At 58.8% G+C, this 21,748-nt stretch carries 18 protein-coding genes; 6 read left to right on the forward strand and 12 right to left on the reverse strand.

Going from position 1 to position 21,748, the window contains the following annotated elements; genetic code table 11:
* Nucleotides 1-23: 23 nt before the first annotated feature.
* The 5 genes from OLX77_RS06750 to OLX77_RS06770 all read right to left on the reverse strand — a co-directional run bounded on the left by OLX77_RS06750 (nucleotide 24) and on the right by OLX77_RS06770 (nucleotide 3,867).
* Nucleotides 24-1,811, reverse strand: coding sequence for a KamA family radical SAM protein (locus tag OLX77_RS06750; protein WP_307632833.1), 1,788 nt, complete (start codon nucleotides 1,809-1,811; stop codon nucleotides 24-26).
* Nucleotides 1,812-2,133: 322 nt separating this feature from the next.
* Nucleotides 2,134-2,352 (reverse strand): YgaP family membrane protein, encoded by a 219-nt coding sequence (locus tag OLX77_RS06755; protein WP_307632834.1) that lies wholly within the window; start codon nucleotides 2,350-2,352, stop codon nucleotides 2,134-2,136.
* Between the two features lie 28 nt (nucleotides 2,353-2,380).
* Nucleotides 2,381-2,668 carry an ArsR/SmtB family transcription factor gene (locus tag OLX77_RS06760; protein WP_307632835.1) on the reverse strand — a complete coding sequence of 96 codons (288 nt, stop codon included), beginning with the start codon at nucleotides 2,666-2,668 and terminating at the stop codon, nucleotides 2,381-2,383.
* Between the two features lie 68 nt (nucleotides 2,669-2,736).
* Entirely contained in the window at nucleotides 2,737-3,549 is an 813-nt protein-coding gene (locus tag OLX77_RS06765; RefSeq protein ID WP_307632836.1) for an SAM hydrolase/SAM-dependent halogenase family protein, read from the reverse strand.
* Between the two features lie 30 nt (nucleotides 3,550-3,579).
* Complete coding sequence (locus OLX77_RS06770; RefSeq protein ID WP_371877465.1) at nucleotides 3,580-3,867, reverse strand: 3-alpha domain-containing protein; 288 nt, start codon at nucleotides 3,865-3,867, stop codon at nucleotides 3,580-3,582.
* A gap of 310 nt (nucleotides 3,868-4,177) precedes the next feature.
* Here OLX77_RS06770 and OLX77_RS06775 point away from each other — a divergent pair, with 310 nt between their 5' ends.
* Complete coding sequence (locus OLX77_RS06775; protein ID WP_307632838.1) at nucleotides 4,178-5,776, forward strand: methyl-accepting chemotaxis protein; 1,599 nt, start codon at nucleotides 4,178-4,180, stop codon at nucleotides 5,774-5,776.
* Between the two features lie 106 nt (nucleotides 5,777-5,882).
* Here the strand turns inward: OLX77_RS06775 and OLX77_RS06780 are convergent, their stop codons facing one another.
* The 3 genes from OLX77_RS06780 to yoaA form a co-directional block, all read right to left on the reverse strand.
* On the reverse strand, nucleotides 5,883-6,797 hold the full coding sequence (locus OLX77_RS06780; protein ID WP_307632839.1) for a divergent polysaccharide deacetylase family protein: 915 nt from the start codon (nucleotides 6,795-6,797) through the stop codon (nucleotides 5,883-5,885).
* 3 nt (nucleotides 6,798-6,800) lie between these two features.
* On the reverse strand, nucleotides 6,801-7,781 hold the full coding sequence (locus OLX77_RS06785) for a polyprenyl synthetase family protein (RefSeq protein WP_307632840.1): 981 nt from the start codon (nucleotides 7,779-7,781) through the stop codon (nucleotides 6,801-6,803).
* Nucleotides 7,782-7,933: 152 nt separating this feature from the next.
* Nucleotides 7,934-9,901: a DNA repair helicase YoaA gene (gene yoaA / locus OLX77_RS06790; RefSeq protein ID WP_307632841.1), complete on the reverse strand. Its 1,968-nt coding sequence runs from the start codon at nucleotides 9,899-9,901 to the stop codon at nucleotides 7,934-7,936.
* A gap of 159 nt (nucleotides 9,902-10,060) precedes the next feature.
* Between yoaA and OLX77_RS06795 the strand changes: the two genes are divergently transcribed.
* Entirely contained in the window at nucleotides 10,061-10,507 is a 447-nt protein-coding gene (locus OLX77_RS06795) for a universal stress protein (RefSeq protein WP_307632842.1), read from the forward strand.
* Nucleotides 10,508-10,512: 5 nt separating this feature from the next.
* Here OLX77_RS06795 and OLX77_RS06800 read toward each other — a convergent pair whose 3' ends face one another.
* Nucleotides 10,513-11,607, reverse strand: a complete 1,095-nt coding sequence (locus OLX77_RS06800; RefSeq protein WP_307632843.1) for a hypothetical protein — start codon at nucleotides 11,605-11,607, stop codon at nucleotides 10,513-10,515.
* Between the two features lie 85 nt (nucleotides 11,608-11,692).
* On the opposite strand from OLX77_RS06800, the gene OLX77_RS06805 reads away from it, so the two are divergent.
* A complete protein-coding gene (locus OLX77_RS06805) occupies nucleotides 11,693-11,989 on the forward strand; it encodes a hypothetical protein (protein WP_307632844.1) in 297 nt (98 codons plus the stop codon).
* A 65-nt stretch (nucleotides 11,990-12,054) separates the two neighbouring features.
* Here OLX77_RS06805 and OLX77_RS06810 read toward each other — a convergent pair whose 3' ends face one another.
* Nucleotides 12,055-12,852, reverse strand: coding sequence for an acyltransferase (locus OLX77_RS06810; protein ID WP_307632845.1), 798 nt, complete (start codon nucleotides 12,850-12,852; stop codon nucleotides 12,055-12,057).
* 298 nt (nucleotides 12,853-13,150) lie between these two features.
* Here OLX77_RS06810 and lon point away from each other — a divergent pair, with 298 nt between their 5' ends.
* Nucleotides 13,151-15,508 (forward strand): endopeptidase La, encoded by a 2,358-nt coding sequence (gene lon / locus OLX77_RS06815; RefSeq protein WP_371877496.1) that lies wholly within the window; start codon nucleotides 13,151-13,153, stop codon nucleotides 15,506-15,508.
* Between the two features lie 72 nt (nucleotides 15,509-15,580).
* Nucleotides 15,581-16,639, forward strand: a complete 1,059-nt coding sequence (gene mltG, locus OLX77_RS06820) for an endolytic transglycosylase MltG (RefSeq protein ID WP_307632847.1) — start codon at nucleotides 15,581-15,583, stop codon at nucleotides 16,637-16,639.
* Nucleotides 16,640-16,806: 167 nt separating this feature from the next.
* Here mltG and OLX77_RS06825 read toward each other — a convergent pair whose 3' ends face one another.
* A complete protein-coding gene (locus OLX77_RS06825; RefSeq protein WP_307632848.1) occupies nucleotides 16,807-18,795 on the reverse strand; it encodes an Rne/Rng family ribonuclease in 1,989 nt (662 codons plus the stop codon).
* The gene (locus OLX77_RS06830; RefSeq protein WP_307632849.1) at nucleotides 18,764-19,696 is read right to left on the reverse strand and encodes a radical SAM protein; all 933 of its coding nucleotides are present in this window, start codon (nucleotides 19,694-19,696) and stop codon (nucleotides 18,764-18,766) included. Before OLX77_RS06830 ends, OLX77_RS06825 begins: the two co-directional genes overlap by 32 nt.
* Nucleotides 19,697-19,950: 254 nt before the next feature.
* Here OLX77_RS06830 and ilvD point away from each other — a divergent pair, with 254 nt between their 5' ends.
* A complete protein-coding gene (ilvD, locus tag OLX77_RS06835) occupies nucleotides 19,951-21,639 on the forward strand; it encodes a dihydroxy-acid dehydratase (protein ID WP_371877497.1) in 1,689 nt (562 codons plus the stop codon).
* Nucleotides 21,640-21,748 lie beyond the last annotated feature (109 nt).

Below are 21,748 nucleotides of genomic sequence, written 5' to 3' on the forward strand. Positions count from 1 at the left end.
AGATCTTCCGACCTTTCCTTCCCTTAAAAATAGTGCCAGATGGTTTCGTAGTCGGAAACGCTTTCCCCGTCCTTGCTCAACCGTTCCAGATAGTGGAGGATCGGCACGTCCGTGGTGATGAAGGTGGAGGTGTCTTGAGCGACCTTTTTTTCCCAGGAATGAAATTCGTATACCCGCGCCCCGTCGGGAAGAATGGTGAGAAAATTACGGTATCCCCGGTCGCGCAGGTAGCTTTTCCCCTGTCTGGGGACATTGAAGACCGCTTCGTCGGTTCTGGCCAAGCCCGGCAGGAGGCGGGCCTCTTCCTGCTGCTCCTGGAGAAGCCTGGCAATGGGGGTGCGGTAGGCAAGGGTCTCGTCCTTGCCCTTGGTGTTGAAGGTGTAATAGGGATCAATGCCGATCAAGCGCAGGAGACGGCGCAGGGCGGCGGCCTCGAACCGTTTTGAGGCGTAGTAGGTGTAGACCAACTGGTTGTAGACCGGGATGCCGCGCAGCCGGAATTTGTTTACCGCGGCAACCGTATCCGGCGTCACTTCGTAGGGATGCTGGACATGGGTCATAATCGTCACCTCCCTGCGGCCCGGCTCACGGTATTGGCTGATCAGCGCGGCCAGCCCTTCCGTGATCCGCATGGGCATGGTGACCAGGGTCCGGCTGCCGATGCGGATGCGTTCCACCGTAGGGATTTCCGCCACCTTGGCCAGGATGGCGGCCAGGGCCTCATTGCCCATGGCCAGGGGATCGCCGCCGGTGATCAACACTTCGTGGATCGCGGGATGATCGGAGATCCACTGGACTGCGGCATCGACCTTTTCCATGCCGGCAAAGGCGCCGCTGGCCATGACATCGTCGATCTCCCAGTTGCGTTGACAATAGACGCAGATCTGGGGGCAGGTGTTGTAGGGCTTGAGGATGCAGATCGCCGGATAGCGCCGGGTAACGAGATCAAAGGGAGAGGTGTCCTCCTCGCCCATGAAATCGAGGCAGGAGACATCTTCCACCGCGGCGATTTCCTTCACATAGCTCATGGGCGGCAGCACCTGGGCGCGGATGGCCGCATCCCGCTTGCTCCCGATTTCATCATCCATCAGGGAAAGGTAATGGGGGGTGATCCCGAAGGGGAGCCGATTTTCCTTGGCCGCCTTCAGGGCGTTGCGTTGCGAACCGCTGAGTTTCACCATCTTTTCCAAGGTGGCAAGATCGCGGACAATGTGCCGGATCTGCCAGCGCCAATCGTGCCAATTTTCCAGGCTGCCGCCCAACACCGAGAGGATCTTTTCCCGTCGTGCCTGTCGCCGCAGTATCGCCTTCTCCTCAAGACCGGACGGATAGGCGGACATGCGGCGGTCCACTTCATCCCAGAGATTGTCCAGCTGGCGGGAACGCTTGACTGCCGCCTTTCTCCCGCTTGATCCCACCGCGGTCAGGTGGATGGCGTCCGGCGCCTTGCGAAGCGCTTGGCCCTGCATGCCAAGGAGCAGATGGAGGAGATCGGCAAAAAAGGCAGGGGAGAGTTCCGGCCGCGGGAGATCATGGCCGATATCCCAGAGGGCCTGGAGGATACTGAAGCCTGCGGCCTGCTCGGAACCTTTTTTGAGGATGGTGCGAAAGGAAAAGCCGCAATCGCGGATGCGGGCCAGCAGGCTGGCGTCATCGCTGCTGGCCTCTTCCACGGCCTGCTGTTCCACGTTGAAGGTGAAATCAATGAGCTGGCCGCGCAGCTCTTCGATATCCTGGGCCAGGCCAATGCGCTTGAAGATCCGCGGGTTGGTTTTTTTGAGGTATTTTGCGGTAAAGATCGAGATGTCCATGGCTACTCCTGAAACTGACAGTGCTGCCCCGAAAAAAAAAGGGTTTCCGCGAGGGGAAACGAGGGCAGAACGACACTGGTTGGAATTGAGTTGACAAGAAAACAAGACACGGGTGCGCATGCTGCAATGACGAGGCATCCCGTGTCGCACTTGACGGCAGAAAAAAGCAGGGGGTCAATAGCCTGCCGGGATTTCAATACTGATTGAAGAGGAAAGTCAACAGAACTGCAGGGTAATCGAGAGCGCGGTCACGGTCAAGGCATGGGGAGAAAATGGAGGGGGGAGATAGAGCGCTCCCCCTCCCGGTACTTGCTTGGGCGGTCTATTTGCTGCAGCAGCTCTGACCGGAACGGCTTTCCGGTACCCCGAGTTTCTTGAGGATCATGGCCAAAGGGCAAAACTTGGAAAAGCCGTATTGGAAAAGATTCGCCCCGACAAAAGCGGTGAGGAAATACCAGTAGGGGTGAATCCAGGTGCCCAGGGCCAGGCTGATCAGGATGAAGGCGCCGGCAAAAACATGAACCCAGTCCGTGATGATCATAGGAGCATCTCCTTAATGGTGTTTGAACTCAGGGAACTTCGCAGAAGAGTTCCCGCATGTTTTTGATCAATTCGGTCACCCTGCCTTCGGCGATCCGGTTGTAGATGAAGTTCGCATCCTTGCGGTAGGCGATTATCCCCTGGTTGCGGAGGATGGAGAGATGCTGGGAGACATTGGCATTGGTGGTGTGCACTTCTTTGTGGATGTCGCCCACGGTCAATTCCCCGGCCTGCAACAGGCAGAGGATCTTCAGGCGGATGGGGTGCGACATGGTCTTGAGGAGCTTGGCAATATCCTCGATATGCTGGTCGTGCATGGGGCTGTTTCCTTCCCTGAAGTTGAGCTGTAAATCGTGCGGGGCCTCTTCTCTGTAAACTGAAAAAGTTAGGCTCCTTGTGAGAGCGTCACCCGCACGGGATCACCCACCTTTCCCTCAAGAATCTTTGCCGCATTCCCCTTGCTAACAGCCAATTCAAGATAGCCGCGGCTGCCGATGAGGGCAAGAACTCGGTTGTCCGGCCGCGATGCGTAAGCGCTTGTCAGGCCGGTCACTTGCTGATTCTTATGAAAGATCTGGATGGACGCCGGATCAGCTTTCAGGTCGGCAAGAACACCCTGGTGGATATTGGTGGTCAGGTTGCCGAAATGATCGATGTGGATCACGGACCCCGCTATGTTGCCATGAATCCGGTCAATTTGCAAGGTGGGGGATGCAAGTTTTATAAGATTTTCCTTAAGTGCTTGCCTGCCAAGGCGGGAGAGGTCGGCACCATTGGCCAGGGCGGCTGCGACCGGGGCGAGGATGTCCCGGCCGTGAAAGGTGGCGCTCAGCGGCCGACGATACAGGTGCGGGCAGTCGATGAAGATCGCATGCTGGAAAAGGGATTCACCAAGAAAAGGGGTGAGCAACCCGTTGTCCGGGGCAAGAAAATAGTGGTCCATGGCCCGCACAATCAGGAGCTCGCGCGCGGTTCCCACCCCGGGATCGACCACGGCGAGATGGATGGTGCCGTGAGGGAAATACGGGGCTGCTGCCTGGAGCAGAAAGGCCCCTTGGGCAATATCCTGAGGGGCAATCGTATGGCAAAGGTCGATGCGTTGCGCTTGGGGAGCCTGAGCGGCCAGAATCCCTTTCATGACCCCCACATATTCATCCTGCAGGCCGAAATCAGTGGTTACGGTGATGATGGGCGGCATGGCGTATTCATCCATTCTGTTTAAAAAGAGTCATTGGCAAGGGTTTCTTGGGTGTCCAGGGACTTGGTCAGGCCAGACGGTGGCGCAATTGTTCAGCAGGTCCTGAAAAGATTCCCGCCAGGAGGTGGAAAGCGCCGGGGCCGCAAGCACCGTTTCCCAGTGGGGGAGTGGCCACCATTGTCCGCGCAAACCGCCTTGTTGTCCTCCCCGCCATGGCGTTTTTTTTCTGCACCCCGTCGCCGAGAAAGCCCGTTTTCGTGAGGAACAGGCTCCTATGGACAGGGAGTTTGCAGAGGCCGGTAACAATCTCCCGGCCATGAAAATTTTCGACTGTGGGGATCCCGATATTGAGGGAGATGAGCTGCACGGCAGGGCCTCCGGAGGAGCAAAGCGAGAAAAGTGTTTGATCTCTCAAAAACTGCGACAATAACTGTAATCGAGAATTTGCGCTCAGGCGAGCAGGAAACGAAGGGTTAGGGAACCCTGACCTTCGCAAGGTGCTAATTGCAGGAAAAACAGTGGGTTGGGGGAAAAACAATTTACATTCAAAAAGCGTTCTGCTGATAATAAACCGTATGGGTGGAAAAGAAAGAGGGGATGCAAGGGTAAACAACAAGGGAGGATGTAGATGATCGGCGGCAATGTCTCTATAAAGGTAAAGATCGGTGGGGGATTTGGAATCTTTCTCGTGTTGCTTGGGGTTATTTCGTTGGGCAGCTTTTTCGGCCTGCGGACTATTGAAGGGCATTCCCATCTCCTGCTGGAACATAATACGGACAAGAGTTTTCTTCTGGAAAAACAGATCGACCATCTCAACTGGCTGAACAAGGTCAACGAGATTTTCCTCCGGGACGGTGTGTCCAAGCTGGAGGTGGAAACCGACGATCATAAGTGCGGCTTCGGGAAATGGCTATACAGCGACAAGACCCAGGCCATGTTGCAGGAGGGCGGCCAAGAGGCGGAACTGCTCAAGGCCATTGAGGGGCCGCACAAGAAACTGCACGAGTCGGCCATTGAAATAGGCCACACTTATGGTGCCGGGGATATTGCCGGGGCCAAGCAGGTATACAATACCAAGGCCCTCTCCGCCTACGGCGAGATCAAGGGGCTGCTGACCCAGATCAGAGAGATTGCGGATAAGGATATTGCCGAGGAAGATCAGAAGCTTGAAAAAGCTATCTCCGTCATCAATGCTTCCACCATCAGTCTCTCCATTTTCGGCATACTCTTCGGGGTTCTTGCCGCCATCTTTATCACCCGGGGCATCACCGTGCCTCTGATCCGGGCCATTTCCGGCATTACCGAGGGGTCTGCCCAGGTGGACCAGGCCTCCAATCAGATTGCCGATTCAAGCCAGATGCTGGCGGACGGGACCTCCCAGCAGGCCGCCGCCATCGAGGAAACCTCCGCCTCCATGGAGGAAATGGCCTCCATGACCAAGCAGAATGCCGACAATGCCAGCCAAGCGGACCGCCATATGAAGGATGCCCACAAGGTGGTGGCGGAGGCTGGGGCGGCCATGGAGGAGCTGACCCGTTCCATGGCGGAGATCTCCAAGGCCAGCCAGGATACCCAGAAGATCATCAAGACCATCGATGAGATTGCCTTCCAGACCAATCTGCTGGCGCTCAATGCCGCGGTTGAGGCGGCCCGGGCCGGGGAAGCCGGCGCCGGTTTTGCCGTGGTGGCGGATGAGGTGCGAAACCTGGCCATGCGTGCCGCCGAGGCTGCCAAGAATACCGCAACCCTCATTGAGGGGACGGTGGAAAAGATCGGTGCCGGTGCCCAGCTGGTGGAGAGGACCAGTACCGCTTTTTCCCAGGTCTCCGGCAGCACCGAAAAGGTGGGCGCCTTGATCAGCGAGATCAGCGAGGCCTCCAAGGAGCAGGCCGGCGGTATCGCCCAGATCAACAAGGCCATTTTCGAGATGGATCAGGTGGTGCAGCGGATTGCCGCCAGTGCTGAGGAGTCTGCTTCCGCGGCCGAAGAGCTGCATTCCCAGTGCGGTCAGGCGCAGGAGCATGTCGCGGACATGGCAGGCGTGATCTATGGTGCACAGGCCAAGCAGGTGAAGATGGGCACCGCGCAGATCAAAAGAATGGGCAGCACTGCCCCGAGGCGTCTTGCGACGCCATCGGGGCAAAAGGGTGGCAAGAGCCGGGCTGTGTCAGCGCCGAAGATGTTGCCGACAACCGGTGGAGAGGATGAAAATTTTACCGATTTTTAACCGATGACCGGGCCAGAATGATGGCCAAAGGACATTGGGGCAAGTAGGGGGAACGGAGAGGATTCGTTCCCCCTTTTTTTTTGTGCAGATCTCTGCCTGCTCTGCCTCAGCGCACGAGGCGGTGGATACCGACCATTTCGGTGCGGCTGCGCAACTGGGTCTGGTAGCGGCGCAGGGCCTCTACCGTGGCCGGATAGGGATGGCCGATGCCCACCGCCTGTCCATGCTCTCCGGCGAGCTTGACCAGAAGCTCAAGTTGGGCCCTGATCTTGTCCGGATTCTGGTCGTTGTCGAGAAAGACGGTGCGGCGTTCTGTTTTAACCCCCATTTCCCGGGCAAGATCCGTGGCAACGGACTGGGGTGCGGTCACACTGTCCAGGAAAAAAAGGTTGCGGTTCCGGACGAGGGCCAACAGGGTCCGCATGGCCTCGGGGTTGGAGGTGAAACGGGAGCCCATGTGGTTGTTGATCCCGATGGCGTTGGGCACCGTTTGCAGGTCCTCATTGAAAAGGGTCCGCATGGTTTCCGGGCTCATGGCCGTGGTTAGGGTGCCGGGGCTGCCATTCCACTTTGGGTCCATGGGCTCAAGGGGCAGATGGAGAAGGATATCGCTCCCTTTGGCTCGGGCCTGTTTTTGCAACTCCGCGGAAAATGGGGTCCCTGGCAGGAAGGCGAAGGAAAGGGGCAGGTCTAGGGCGATGGCGGCCCTGCCGGTATTCTGTCGATTGCCCATATCGTCAATGACGATGGCCACAAGGGGTTTGTCCGACCGTGGCTTTTTTGCCGTTTTTTTGTGGGGGGGCACGACCGGTTGCGCCTGGGGAAGAGGTTTCTTCTTGGCCTGTTCGCTCAGCTGGGGAGGGGTAATTTCCCCCGACTTGCCCGGAAAGAGCAGCATGAAATAGGCGCCACCGGCCAGGGTCGCAACCACAAAAAAGAACAGGCAGAAGAAGCCGACACCTCGGTCCCCCTTCTTTTTCGCCCCTTTCCGGGCGGGTTTTTTGGAGGAGCCCTTGGGCATCGCTTACTTGTCCCGGCTTAAGACATAGTGGGCCAAGCCGGCCAGAGGCGTCTTAGCCGGTGCCTCGCCGAAGATGGTAAGTCCGGCAAGCGCCTCTTGGATCAGTGCTTCCGCCTGCTCCCTGGCCAGGGAAAATCCCTGGTATTTTTCGATGATGGCCTGGGCGTGAGGCAGTTCTCGGCTGCGTTCCTGGGGTGTTCCCTTGAGTAAAGCGATCAGCCGTTCGCGATCTGGGGCTTCGGCCTTTGCCAGGGTCTTGATCAGGGGCAGGGTCATCTTGCCTTCCTGGAAATCGTTGCCCACCACCTTACCGGTCTTGGCCGGGTCGCCGAGATAATCCAGCAGGTCGTCAACGATCTGGAAGGCCAAGCCCAGGTTGGTCCCATAGGTGCGCAGGGCGATCCGTTGGGCGGGGGAGCCCTGGTTGTGACCAATGCCCGCCTCGCAGGCCGCGGCAATGAGGGCGGCGGTTTTGCCCATCAGGACCTGGAAATATTTTTCCTCGGAGATGAGCATCTCTGTGGCGTTGTGCATCTGCATAAATTCCGACTCGACCATGGCCGCCGTGGCGCGGCCGATTAGGGACATGGCTGTCGGGCCGCCCACCTCGCTGGCCAGGGCCATGGCATGGGCATGCAGATAATCCCCGGCCAGGATGACCGGCTCCATTCCCCAGAGAGTATTGGCGGTTTTGGCCCCCCGCCGCAGGGTGGCGTGATCGATGACATCATCGTGCAGCAGGCTGGCCGCATGGAGATACTCGAAAGAAATGGCCAAGCGCGGGGTATCTTCAGGGGGAGTCCCGACCAGGCTCGCGGCCAGCAGGGTGAGCAGCGGGCGGATGCGCTTGCCGCCCTGGAAGATGGCATGGCGGATGATCTGGGCCAGGAGCGGGCTTTCAACGATGGCCAGATCAGCCTCCATCACCGCGTCGATTTGCACCGCCTTTTCTTTGAAAAGCGCAAGCAGCTCGGAGTTGTTCATGATCTTTTCTCCGTAATCGTTTTCATAATTTTCGGCTAGTCCTAGTATGGTAAACGTTCAGCAGTGCTGCAGATGCGCGGAAGAGGTCTGCAAGCTATAGCCAGCCTATGCGAGCAGGGTGATGACAAAGCAGCTGCGGTGCGGCTGAATGGTTATGATTCCTCCTGGAAAAAATCCCGCACCGGACCAAGTTCTCGGCAGATCGGGCTCTGGGGCAGGCTTTTCAAGAAGAGTCTGCCATACTGCTTGCTAAAGAGGCGGACATCGCAGATGGCAAGCACCCCCCGGTCGGTGGAGCTGCGCATCAACCGGCCCACACCCTGGCGCAGGGTCAGGATGGCGCGGGGGATTTGAAAGTCGAAGAAGGGGTTGCCGCCCTCATTTTTGATCCGTTCCATGCGGGCCATAATAACAGGGTCCGAGGGGACTTCAAACGGAAGTTTGTCGATGATCACGCAGCTCAGCGATTCGCCCACCACATCCACCCCCTCCCAGAAGCTGGCCACCGCCAGGAGGACGGAATGGGTCTGTTCCTGAAACTGCTCAAGCAGTCGGGCCTTGGGCGCCTCCCCCTGCATCAGCACCGGAAATGGCAGGCGGCCGAGGAAAACCTCGTGGGCCGCGCGCATGGCGTTGATGCTGGTGAAAAGTACGAGGGTCCTCCCGTTGGCCGCCATGATCAACTCCTGCATCAGTTGCTGGGTAGCGGCCGGAAACTCCCGGGCCTGGGGCTCTGGAAACCCCTTGCCCGGCACAAAGAGCAGGGTCCGCTGTGCGTAATCAAAGGGGGTGGTCAGGGTTATGGTTGGGGTGTTTTTGGGCAAGCCGATGCGGTTGGCAAAGTAGGTGAAGGTATTGTCCGTGGTCAGGGTGGCTGAGGTGAAAATCACACTTCGGGTCTGTGCGTAGAGGAAATCCTGCAGCTCTGAGGCAATGTCAATGGGCGAGGCGGACAGGGCCACGGTTTTTTCCCGCCGCTCGTACCAGTAGACCGAGGAGGAGTCTTGCGCTTGGGTGATGGTGGTGAAGGAGGCCAGCATCTCTTCCGCCCTCCGCTGCATGCCTTGCCAGGACTCCCCGTTCATGGCCGTTTTGGCCAGTTGATTGCAGAGCCCCTTGATCTGGTCGATGAACCGTTGCCGTTCTTCATCCCAGCCGGGGAAGCGGTCGATGAATTGCAGCAGGGAGAAACGGCCCCGCTCCCTGGGGAAAAGCTCGGCAAAGAGATCGACCTGTTTGGCCAGTGCCCGGGCGGTTTGGATAACTCCGTCCTTGGCGCGGCCCACCAGATCGGCTTGGGCTGCGGTTTCCAGATCCTTAACCAGATCCACCACCTGATAATGGCTGAAGGAGGTGCCGAAGTATTGGGTTGCGACGCTTTCCAGGTGATGGGCCTCGTCGAAGATCACCGATTCGTAGCGGGGCAGAACCTCGGCATGGCCGAAACGGCGCAGGGCAAGGTCGGAAAAGAAGAGGTGGTGGTTGACCACCAGCAGCTGGGCCTGGCCCGCTTTTTTGCGTAGCTGCGTGATGAAGCAGGAGGAATTGTCCGGGCAGTTGGTGCCCAGGCACTGGCTGGCCGAGGCGGTGATAGCCTGCCAGAGCGGGGCATTGTCCGCCAGCCAGGAGAGTTCGCTCCGGTCGCCGTTTTCGGTTTCTTCAAGCCAGTCGGCGAGCCGCTGGGTGTCGCGGTCGTCGGCAAAGAGATTTCGCTGGGGTGAAGCCAGGAACTGCTGCCAGCGGTAGAGGCAGAGGTAGTTTTGTCTGCCTTTGATGCAGAGGGCGTTCAGGTTTGGGGCAAGGTGTTTTCGGATGAAGGGGATTTCCTTGGTGAGAATCTGGTCCTGCAGGTTGAGAGTATTGGTGGAAACCACCACTTTCTGGCCGCTGAGGATGGCCGGGACAAGATAGGCCAGGGTCTTGCCGGTGCCGGTACCCGCCTCTACCGCCAGCATCCCCGGCTGACCCAACCGTTCCTCTTCCGACAGTTCCAGAGTGGCAGCAATGGCTTCGGCCATGCGGAGCTGGCTGGGGCGCGATTCGTAGCCGGGCAGTTTTTGGGCCAGGATGCCGCCTTGGGCAAAGATTTCGGCCATGGTATCGGAGAGGGACGTGGACATCTGGCTTTACTCTGGCTCAGGATTCAAGGGGATTTCTCTCCTGTTGACAAGGGGAAAAGCATTCTGCTAGCCTGATCAAGGAGAGAGGAAATGCGACCAGGCTTGGCCCAAGGTCGCGGTCATGGCTGAATTGTGACATCTATACCATAAGGAGGGGAAATGAACGAAATTAAAAAGATTTTGGTTCCCGTGGATTTTTCAGAGAATTCGCAAAAGATTCTCGCTACGGCCGCTGATTTTGCCGCCAAGTTCAAGGCAGAGCTGGCGGTTGTTTTTGTGGTGCAGAGCTTTGACGATTATTCCGGTTTTTTCGTGCCCCACATGCCCATCATCCAGCTGGAAGAGGAGATGATCAAAAGCGCCACGGAAAAGATGAAGAGTTTTGTGGTGGAAACCCTTAATGGTTCGGTTCCCCATACCACGGCGATCCTGAGCGGCGACGTGGTCGAGGAGCTCAATCGCTATGCCGGGACAGAGAAGGCCGACCTGATTGTCATGGGCACCCATGGATACAAAGGACTGGATAAGATCCTTTTCGGCAGCGTGGCGGAAAAGATTGTCAAAACCGCGCCCTGCCCGGTGCTGACCATCAACCCTTACCGGTAGAAGATTCAGCTGAGAACCGCGAGCAGCCCGGTGGTTGTCGCCGGCCCTTGTTTCGGTTTGGCCATGGGGGTTCCGGTCAGTTCGGTAAAAAGGTCTCTGAGGGTGGTCCCCTCGTAGGCGTAAAAACGCAGACCCTTTTCGGTCGGCCGGTTTTCCAAAAACGGCAGGGAGGCCCGGTTCAGTTCGTTCCCAGCCCCTTGCAGGGCTGTAAGCTGCTCGGCAGAGATTGTCCCGCTGGCGGCAACCCCGAGCAGCTCCCGGTTGAAATGGACCCGGGCAGCCTCGATGGCGGTTTTCAATGCTTCAGTCTGGGCGTCATCTGCCATGTTTTCTTTTTGGGTCGGCAGGATGAGGCTGACCAGCAGCCTGGAAGGCTTGCCGGTGAGAGCCTCATACCTCTCGGCGAGCAGGCCCTGGACCTCTTCGTGGGTCGTCACCAGCAGGGGAAACTCCGGTGCCCTGGGATCCCGGGTGTAGAGGCGGCCCCAGGCCTTGATCAGCCGGGCCACGTTGATCGTCGGGCCGCTTGGCCCCGCGCTTGCAGCAAGTTCCCGGAGGGCCTGCCCCTCTTCTTCGTCTTCCTCCTCTTCCCCTGACGCGTCGCCCCGGATGGCGGCAAAGAGTTCCGCTTCCTTGCCCGAGATGGCCATGAAGCCTTGGTTGATTTCCCGCTCTTCCTCCCGGAACATCTCCGCCAGCTTCAGGATGAGCATGGCCTGCCAGAGCACTTCGTTCTCTGCTTGTTGCGGCCGGTCGGTTGGCGTGCCGGAGCGCAGGCTTGCAGCCAGGGCGCCGACCGTGGCCTCGTCCCGGTCAGCATGTCCGGCGGAAAGAGAGGCGAGAAGTCCGCTGTGGAATTCCGCTTCATGGCCCCTGAGTTCTTTGGCCAGGGAGTGGAAACGATCCTGCTCTCTGTCGGAAAGCTGCACCGGCGTGTATCCTATGCTGGACTCGGGTGTTTCGTTTTTGTCGGCCAGGGGGGTGTTCGCGTCCGGCAGAGTATAAAAGAAGAGGGCGTCGCACAGGAGCCGGAAGGGTTGCAGGTCAGAGGGATGGGGGCTGGTTTCCGGAGAAAAAAGGGCGTTGAGCGATTGTCTCATTTGTAATTCCTGTTACAATGGGCTGGAAATCTCCCCGGGTAGAGCCAAGGGGAATATGTGAATAAAATTAAACAACAGGCTGCACATGCAAAAGATACAGGAGCATATTACCCTGGCTATCCTGGGTATTGTCTATCTGCTGGCCAGTGTCCGTTATTTTCCCGGGCGGGCCATGCATTCCATCGTGGAAACCCTGATCCATATCCTCTCCGTGGCGCCGATCAATCTGGGGGCCACGTTGGTGATTGTCGCCGTTCTGCAACGCTTGGTCAAAGAGCGGCTGCCGTTCAGCAGGTCGCTGCGTTTTTTCCTGGTTATCGCTATTTCGCTGGAGTTCATCCTCGGGCTGGCCCATTATTTTGAAATAAATGGGGCGGTTTAGCCTGAGCGGATCAGGCCGAAGATAGCTCAGCGAGAGTGCGAAGCAGATGCGGTGCTGCCGAATGGTTACCGGATCAGCGAGTTGCTGGTGTGCCAGCCGGAAGGCGCAGTGGTGTTGGGCAGGACAATGGATTTTTTCCCGAGCACCGTGCCGGGGTTGGTCACCGCATTGCAGCCTGTCTGTACCTTGTCGCCAAATATTGCCCCGAATTTGCGTAATCCCGAACTGATGGGGCCGTCCGGGGTTTTCACCAGGACATCCCCGCCGGTGAAGCGCAGGTTTGCCAGTTTGGTTCCAGCCCCCAAGTTTACCTCGTTGCCCAGGATGCTGTCGCCCAGATAGGCGAAATGCCCGGCTTTGGCATCGTCGAGGAAGATTGCGTGCTTGACCTCGGTGACATGGCCGACCACGCAGCGCGCACCCACCAGGCAATGGCCCCGCAGATAGGCGCCCTGCCGGATCTCGCTCTGATCGCCGATGATCACCGGACCCTTGATGAAGGCCCCGGATTCCACCAGCACCCCCTTCCCTATACTGAGCGGGCCGCCGGCCAATACCGCCCCGGCCATGAGAACGCTGGCTCCTTCCAGAAGCACGCCCTCGCGGAAAACCTTGAGCCTGCCCTTGGTGGCGTCACCAAATTCGATGGTGAGGTCGGTGGCTGCAAGCAACAGCGTGTCGTGGAGAACCAGGGTGGCCGGAAGGGGGCCTGGGTTTTGCGGCCAAGCGATTTGCGGCCAGGGATACTCCGTCATATAGCTTTTCAGCCGGGCCAGCGCCTGCCAGGGGTATTCCTCCGCGACGAAAAGAGAGGCATGCACATAGTGGCTGAGATCAAAAAAAGAAGCGTTTGTAAGGTTCATCGGGATCGGTTGCCGGTTGTTTTTTGTTGGCCGTCATGGCATGATTGCTTAAATGCTCTCTGTCGTCCCGGGGTGGAACACTCTGCCGGACGCAGGGGTACTATGGTGCAAAACCACGATTTCTTCAAGCAGATTTCAGGGCTGCTCCCGCTCAGCGGATATCGCCTTGACTTCATGGGGAGGCGTGCTTATGTTGCCAAACTTAAACCCTTGTTCTCTTCGCCACCCTCTTGTTTCGTCAAGGGTGGTTTGTCGATAAAATATAACCTGGAGGCATGTTGTGGATATTAATGATTCCATGACCTCAGAGTTGAATGATTTTCATGATTCCGAAGGGCAGGAGATCCCCGGGGAATTGCCGCTCATGGCGGTACGTGATGTGGTTATCTTCAATTATATGATCATCCCCCTCTTTGTCGGCCGGCCTGCTTCGGTGGGTGCGGTCAACGATGCGATGAGCAAGGACAAACTCCTCATGCTCGTTACCCAGAGGGACGCCTCTCTGGACGAGCCGCAGGCCGAGGATATGTATGATGTGGGCATGGTCTGCATGATCATGCGCACCCTCAAGCTGCCGGACGGCCGCCTCAAGGTGCTGGTTCAAGCCCTGCGCAAGGCGCGGGTCGAATCCTTTGTTCAGGAAGAGCCCCACCATATCGCCCGGATCGAGTTGATCCAGGATGAAGAGGAGGAGGAGGTCTCCGTGGAGATGGAGGCGCTGATGCGCAATGTCCGCGAGCAGACGGAAAAGATCCTCTCGCTCAAGGGCATCATGTCTTCCGATCTCATGGTTATCCTCAATAACGTGGAGGAGCCGGGGCGGCTCGCCGATCTGGTGGTCTCGAACCTCCAGCTCAAGGTTTCCGAGTCCCAGTCGGTGCTGGAAACCTTTGATCCGGCCCTGCGCTTGAAAAAGGTGGCCGACTATCTGCAAAAAGAGCTGGAAGTCTCCACCATGCAGGCCAAGATCCAGTCCGAGGCCAAGGAGGAGATGAGCCGTACCCAGCGCGAGTATTACCTGCGCGAGCAGTTGCAGGCCCTGAAAAAAGAACTGGGCGATATCGATGACCGCTCCCAGGAGATGGAGGAGTTGCGGGACAGGCTGGCCAAATGCCGGATGCCGCCCGAGGTGAAGAAGGAGGCGGCCAAGCAGCTGAAACGGCTGGAGACCATGCATCCCGATGCCTCGGAGGCCTCCATTGTCCGCACCTATATCGACTGGATTCTCGACCTGCCATGGCGCAAGGGCACCAAGGACCGCATCGATCTCAAGCTCGCCAAGGCGGTGCTGGACGAGGATCACTACGGGCTGGAGAAGGTCAAGGAGCGGATCCTTGAATACTTGGCCGTGCGTTCGCTCAACAAGACGACCAAGGGGCCGATCCTCTGTTTTGTCGGACCCCCAGGCGTGGGCAAGACCTCGCTCGGGCAGTCCATCGCCCGGGCCATGGGCCGGAAGTTCCACCGTATTTCCTTGGGCGGCATGCACGACGAGGCCGAGATCCGCGGTCACCGCCGCACCTATATCGGCGCCATGCCGGGTCGGATCATCCAGGGGTTGAAAACGGCGGGGGCCAACAACCCGGTCTTCATGTTCGACGAGATCGACAAGGTCGGCGCCGACTACCGGGGCGACCCATCCTCCGCCCTGCTGGAGGTGTTGGATCCGGCCCAGAACACCGATTTTACCGACCATTACCTCAACATGCCCTTTGATCTTTCCAAGGTCATGTTCATCACCACCGCCAACATGGCGGATACCATCCCGGCTCCGCTCTATGACCGGATGGAGGTGATTCGTCTGGCCGGTTACACCCTTGAGGAGAAGGTGGAGATCGCCCGCCGTTATCTGGTCCCCCGGCAGATTGAGGAAAACGGCCTCACCGCCAAGCATCTCAAGTTCGACGATGTGGTGCTGGCCAAGATCATCACCAACTATACCCGGGAAGCAGGGGTGCGGAATCTGGAGCGGGAGATCGGCACCATCTGCCGCAAGAATGCCAGGAAGGTCGCGGAAGGCAGCAAGGGGCCTTTTCCCCTCACGGATCGGACCCTGAGCAAGTTTCTCGGCCCGCCCAAGTTTACACCAGAGTCGGAAACCGAGATCATCGACCAGCCGGGCATGGCCACCGGTCTTGCCTGGACCGAGGTGGGCGGGGAGATCCTCTATATCGAGATCTCCATCTTGAAGGGGCGCGGCAACCTGACCATGACCGGCCAACTGGGCGATGTGATGAAGGAATCCGCCCAGGCCGCTCTGAGCTTCTGCCGCTCACGGTTGAAAAAGCTCAAGCTTGCCGATAATTATTTCGAGGAGATCGATATCCATGTGCATGTACCGGCCGGCGCCATTCCCAAGGACGGGCCGTCCGCCGGGGTGACCATCGCCACCGCCATGTATTCGGCGCTTTCCCGGAAAAAGGTGCGCCAGGATGTGGCCATGACCGGGGAGATTACCTTGCGGGGGAGGGTGCTGCCCATCGGCGGTCTCAAAGAGAAGGCCTTGGCCGCCCTGCGGGCCGGGATCACCACGGTGATCATCCCGGAGCAGAACAAGAAGGATCTGGTGGAGATTCCCGAGGATCTCCGCAAGAAGATCAAATTCGTCCCCGTGAAGAACATGGATCGGATTCTTTCCATCGTTTTTCAGGATTAAGACAGCGACGCAGGCAGAGCGCGATTCGGCGCTGCCTCGTTGCATGGTGAAAACCCGCAGGAGATGACCTTCTTGGGCCAGGGAAATGGGTTCCAGAAAAAAGGCAGACGGCCGCCCAGCGGTACCCGGCGCATGGCTGTCTGCCTGGCTGGCGCGCTCTTCCTGGTTCTGGCTGGCTTCGGCCTCTGGCTCTGGGCCTACGCCATCACCCCCCTGCCCATGCGGGCAGGGGCCGAGCTGCATGTCCTGATTCCTCCCAAAACAAGCCTCAGTCGGATCCAGGCCATTCTGGTTGAAAACGGGGTGATCCCGCCGGGCCGCAGCTTTTATTATCTCGCCAGAATCTCCCGGCTCAGCCAGCGCTTGCAGGCCGGGGAGTATCGCTTTACTTCCGGCCAAACCCCGTATCAAATCCTCAGTATTATTGCCACCGGCTCCACCGTGCGCTGGTCGGTCACCATCCCCGAAGGCGCCAACATCTATCAGTTTGCCGATATCCTGGCCAAGGGCGGCTGGGGGGAGCGGGAGATTTTTCTCGGTCTGGTGCGTGATCCGGAGATTCTTGCCCGGTATGGGGTGCGGGGGGCAAGCCTGGAGGGCTATCTGTTCCCCGACACCTACCAGCTGCTGCGCGGGCAGAATCCCAGGGAGATTGTCATTATGATGGTTGAACGGGGCAGGCAGGTGCGGCAGGAATTGGGCGACTTGCGTGAGAATGTTTTGGGTCTTTCCCCCCACGAGGTGCTCACCCTGGCCTCCATCGTGGAAAAGGAAACCGCCGCCCCGGAAGAGCGGCCCCTCATCGCCGGGGTCTTTGTCAATCGCCTCCAGCAGCGGATGCGGCTGCAGACCGATCCCACCGTAATTTACGGCCTGGTCGACTTTGACGGCAATCTCACCCGGAAAGATCTGACAACGCCAACCCCGTATAACACCTATCTGATCAACGGTCTGCCTCCAGGACCCATCGCCAATCCGGGCCGTGCCGCCATTGAGGCGGTACTGCATCCTGCCTCGGAATCCTATCTCTATTTCGTTTCAAAAAACGACGGAACCCATTATTTCTCCCGCGATCTGGCGGAACATAACCGGGCGGTGTTTAGGTATCAAAAAGGCGGAAGCAAACGCTGATTGGGTTTTCCCGGGAAATCGGGGGAAAACTCCGGGCAGCAGCTGCAGCTGTCGCCGCATGGCTGCTCCCTTTTTTGCTCGGCAAGTTCCTCGTAGAGGCGGGCGGGCGGTGGAGAAAAGTGCGGAACCGAGGCGCATGCTCAGGGGCATACGCCTCGGCGGGGAGTTTATTCCTTAAGAAAGTCGATCTTGCTCTCGGTGGGCGGCATGTTTGCTTCCGGGATAATGCTGATCTCGACCTGATTCTCTTGTTCCAATTCGATCAGATCAGCCCGTTTTTTGTTCAGGATGTACTGGGCAACCTCCATGGGCAGGCGGCAAACCACCCGCTTGACATCCTTTCTGGTAACTCCGGTCTGGATATGTCTGAAATGCACCAGGGCCTGGGTTTCCACGGATCGGACCATGCCGCGTCCTTGGCAATGGGGGCAGATCCGGTAGCTGCCCACCGCGACCGGGGCGGCCATCTTTTGCCTGGAGATCTGCATAAGGCCGAATTTGGAGATCTTGGAGAAATCCACCTTGGCCTTGTCTCGTTTCATGGAGTCGCGCACCTTTTTCTCCACCTCGCGGATGTGTTTGGAATCGCGCATGTCGATGAAGTCCACGACGATGAGGCCGCCCAGGTCGCGGAGCCTCAGTTGGCGGGATAATTCCTCGGCCGCCTCCATGTTGGCGAGGAAGATGGCGTCTTCAAAGCTCTTGTCCTTGCCGGTACGGCCGGAATTGACATCGATGGCGACCAGCGCCTCGGTGGGGTTGATGACGATGGAGCCGCCGGAGTGCAGGGGCACGGTGGGCTGGTAGATCTGCTCGATCTGTTTTTCCACATGGTATTGGTGGAACAGGGGCTGGATTCCCTTGTGGAGCTTGGCCACGGTCGATTTGCGCTGAGCCGCCGGCAGCAGTTCCAGGAAGTTGTTGACCTGGGCCAAGGCCTCTTCATCGTCCACCAGGATCTCTTCGATCTCGGAGGTGAAATGGTCGCGCAAGAAGCGGGAGACGATGTTCTGTTCCTTGTGCAAGAGGGCCGGGGCCTTCAGGGTTTGCCCCTGTTTCTTGATCTCCTTCCAGAGATTGAGGAGGTAGCGGACATCCTGGGCCAGCGCGGTTTTGGTGATCTCCTGGCTGGCGGTGCGGACGATGTAGCCGATACCCTCGGGGATGCTGACGCTGTCCACCATCTCCCGCAGCTTGTTGCGTTCTTCCTCGGACTCGATCTTGCGGGAGATCCCGGCGCTGTCGCTGCCGGGCATGAGCACCAGGTACCGTCCCGGCAGGGAGAGATAGGTGGTGAGAGTCGCGCCCTTGTTTCCGGTGGCCTCCTTGACCACCTCAACCAGCACCTCCTGCCCCTTGCTCAAGACATCCTGGATGGGCAGATCCTTCCAGTGGGTGTCCGCGGCAACTTCGTTGGCGTAGTACTCGGGATGGATGTCGCCGAAGGGCAGAAAGCCGTTCTTTTCCGTGCCGTAATCGACAAAGGCGGCCTGGAGGTTGGCCTCAACCGCAGTGACCCGTCCCTTGTAGATGTTGCCCTTGGTCTGCGCCTGGCTGACCGTTTCCACGTAAAAGGATTCCACCTTGCCGTTTTCCAGCAGGACCAGACGGCATTCTTCCGGTTCATCGGTGTTGATCAGCAGCTTCAGGGTGGTATTGCCCTTGGCCGGCGGTCTGCTCTCCGTGGCCTTCGGAGCTTCCGTACTGCGCGCCGCGGCTTTTCTGGGCGGGCGTTGGCGCGGCTGTCTGGCCGGGGTGGCGGGCTTCTCTTTCACCGCTTCGGCTTCGTGCGGGGCGGCTGGCGCGGCGTGTTCGCCCTCTCCGCCCGGTGCGGCTTGCTGCCCTTCCGGCCTCGGGGTTTTCGACCTTCTCCGGGGCGGTCTTTTCCTCCGGCGGGGCTTGCTGCCCGTGGGGGAGGTGGTGTCGCCCTCGGCCCTGGATGTTTCGCCGGAGGAGGGAGCGGGTGCGCTCTGGCCGGAAGCCGGGGCTGCTGCGGGGGAAGCCTGGCCGGCGGCTTGGCCTTCTTCCTCGCCGGGGCGGCCTGGCTTTTTCAACCATTTGCTCACCCGGGAGAGAATGGAGCGCTCTTCTCCGTTGTTCTCGGGTCCCTGGCCGTTTGGCCGTTCATCTGCTGGTTTGGTAGTATCGTTTGTCATGGTGTATCGTCTCTATGATGCGGCCGCTTGCGGCCAGTTGTTGTAAGATGCTCTGCGTGCTGTCCGGGTCCAGATTGAGGGCCTCGCTGACATCGGTGCTCGTGCAGGGTCTTCTTTTCAGCATTTCAATAATTTCATCTTCGGAAAGATTTCGGAATTTTTCCCGCTCCCGGGTGGTAAAATCAACCAGGATCTCCACCTCTCCTGGAAGCTGGCGGGCAACAGCTTCCAGTTCCGTCTGGCTCAGCGGCTTGGCAAAGCTTTCCAGCGGCGGCCGGGCCACGGTGTTGAGCTGTACCTTGTCCGGTCGGATCTTTTGCACCGCCGCGATCAGGGCCGCGATGTCTTCCGGGCTGTCGTTGATTTGGCGGGCCAGGAGGATTTCCAGCCAGAGTTTTCCGGAAAATTCCCTCCGGAAGGTGATGATTCCTTCGATCAGTTCGGCAAGGGGCGAGCAGGCCGCTGGTCGGTTGATGCGCCGGTAGCTCTCCTCCCTTGCCGAATCAAGGGAGGGGATGACGATATCCGCCGCCAGCAGGTCCTGGCGCACTTCCGGAAGGTAGAGCAGGGAGCCGTTGGTCAGGACCACCACCGGCTTGTCGGCTTTTTTCTTGAGATAGCGGATTACCTGGCCGATGCCGCTGTGCAGGGTGGGTTCGCCGCTGGCGGTGATGGTGAAAACATCAAGATGGTTCAGGAGTTGGCGGTCCGCCAGGACGGTGTCAATTTCCGCCAGAAGATCGGGGAGGGGAATATACTCCTTGCGGGTACAGGTGAGGGTAGTGGTGGCGCCGATCTCGCAATAGATGCAGTTGAAATTGCATATCTTGGGAGGAACGAGATCAATGCCTTGGGAAATTCCCAGGCGACGGGAATTAACCGGGCCGAATACATATTTCATGGAGTTTTACGGGTCCGCGGCGAAACGGCTGAGGATAGAGGTCTGTGCGTTAAGGGTCGCAGGAGTATTTTCCTCCGCTGATAGGGAGCCTTCTTCATTAATGGCTAAAATATAGCAATCCGCAGCTCTTGGCAAGGCAAATTTAGCCCCAGGAGACTTTTGCCTTGACAGCAGACGGCGGCCTGCTAGTATTTACAATTTTGATGAAAGTATGAAACTTCGGGAAAATTGACGGGAATCGACCTATGAAAAAGATGCGCAGTGATGCAATACGGAAAGGGGTGGAACGGGCGCCGCATCGTTCCCTGCTCAAGGCCATGGGCTACACCAACGAGGAGATCCGGCGGCCTCTGATCGGTATTGCCCACGCCCACAGCGAGATCGTCCCGGGACATTCCCATCTTGATAAGATTGTGGAAGCGGTGAAGACCGGGGTTCGCATGGCCGGCGGCACGCCGATTGCCTTCGGGACCATCGGGGTTTGCGACGGCCTGGCGATGAACCACAAGGGCATGAAATATTCCCTGGCCAGCCGCGAGATCATTGCCGACTCGGTGGAGATTATGGCCATGGCCCATCCCTTTGACGCCATGGTGTTGATCCCCAACTGCGACAAGGCGACGCCCGGCATGCTCATGGCCATGCTGCGGGTCAATATCCCGGCCATCATGGTGAGCGGCGGGCCCATGCTTACCGGGCGCTTTCGTGGCAAGGACGTGCATCTGGTCAGTGTTTTTGAAGGGGTTGGCCGGGTGAAGGCCGAGACCCTGAGCATGGAAGAACTGGACGAACTCGAAGATAACGCCTGTCCCGGCTGCGGCTCCTGCGCCGGGATGTTCACCGCCAATTCGATGAATTGCCTCACCGAGGCCATTGGTCTTGGCTTGCCGGGTAACGGGACCATTCCGGCCGTTGCCGCCGCCCGAATCCGGCTGGCCAAGGAGGCGGGTATGGCGGTGATGGATCTGCTGGCCGAGGACATCCGGCCGCGGGATATCGCCACCCTCGCAGCCTTTGAAAATGCCATGGCCATCGACATGGCCTTGGGCTGTTCCACCAACACCGTTCTCCATGTGCCTGCGATCGCCAGGGAGGCAGGGGTTACGCTGCCTCTGGCCCTGTTCAACGAGGTGAGCGAGCGGGTGCCCCATCTCTGCAGCCTGATCCCCGGCGGGCCGCACAGCCTGCAGCAGTTGGACGAGGCCGGCGGTGTGCCTGCGGTGATGCACGAACTGATCAATACCGAGAAGGGGCTTAATCTTGAAGTTATGACCGTTACCGGCAAGACCTTGGGGGAAAACCTGGAAAAGGTTCGGGTGCGGGATGCCGATGTCATCCGCCCCGTGGATGACCCATACCACGCGTTCGGCGGCATCGCCGTACTCTACGGGAATCTTGCCCCGGACGGTTGCGTGGTCAAGCAGTCGGCGGTGGCCGAAGAGATGCTCAAGCACAGTGGGCCGGCCCGGGTGTTCGAGTCGGAAGACGAGGCTCAGGCCGCGATTTTGGGCGGCAAGATCAAGGAAGGCGACGTGGTGATCATCCGCTACTGCGGCCCCAAGGGCGGTCCCGGCATGCCGGAGATGCTTTCGCCGACCTCGGCCATTGTCGGCATGGGGCTTGGCAAGAGCGTAGCCCTGATAACCGACGGTCGTTTCAGTGGCGGAACCCAGGGGGCCTGCATCGGCCATGTTTCGCCGGAAGCGGCGGATGGCGGCCCCATTGCCTTTGTTGAAGAAGGCGACCGGATCACCATTGATATCCGGCAGAAATCGATTGAACTGGTGGTGGCGGAAGAGATTCTGGCCCAACGGGCGCACAACTGGCAGCCGCCCGCGCCGAAGATCACCACCGGCTATGTGGCCCGTTATGCCAAGCTGGTGACCTCCGGCAGCACCGGTGCCGTTTTGCGAGAGGATGCTTGCAACCGACAGGCGGATTGAAGAGCTGTTAGGAAATAACGGTTGCTTGCGGACCAGTACGCGACGACTTTTTGTGTTGTTTTTGCCAATGCGCATGAGACACTTGTTTTTAATAACGGCTGAGGGCACG

This window comes from Thiovibrio frasassiensis, assembly GCF_029607905.1.
Lineage (GTDB): Bacteria > Desulfobacterota > Desulfobulbia > Desulfobulbales > Desulfurivibrionaceae > Thiovibrio > Thiovibrio frasassiensis.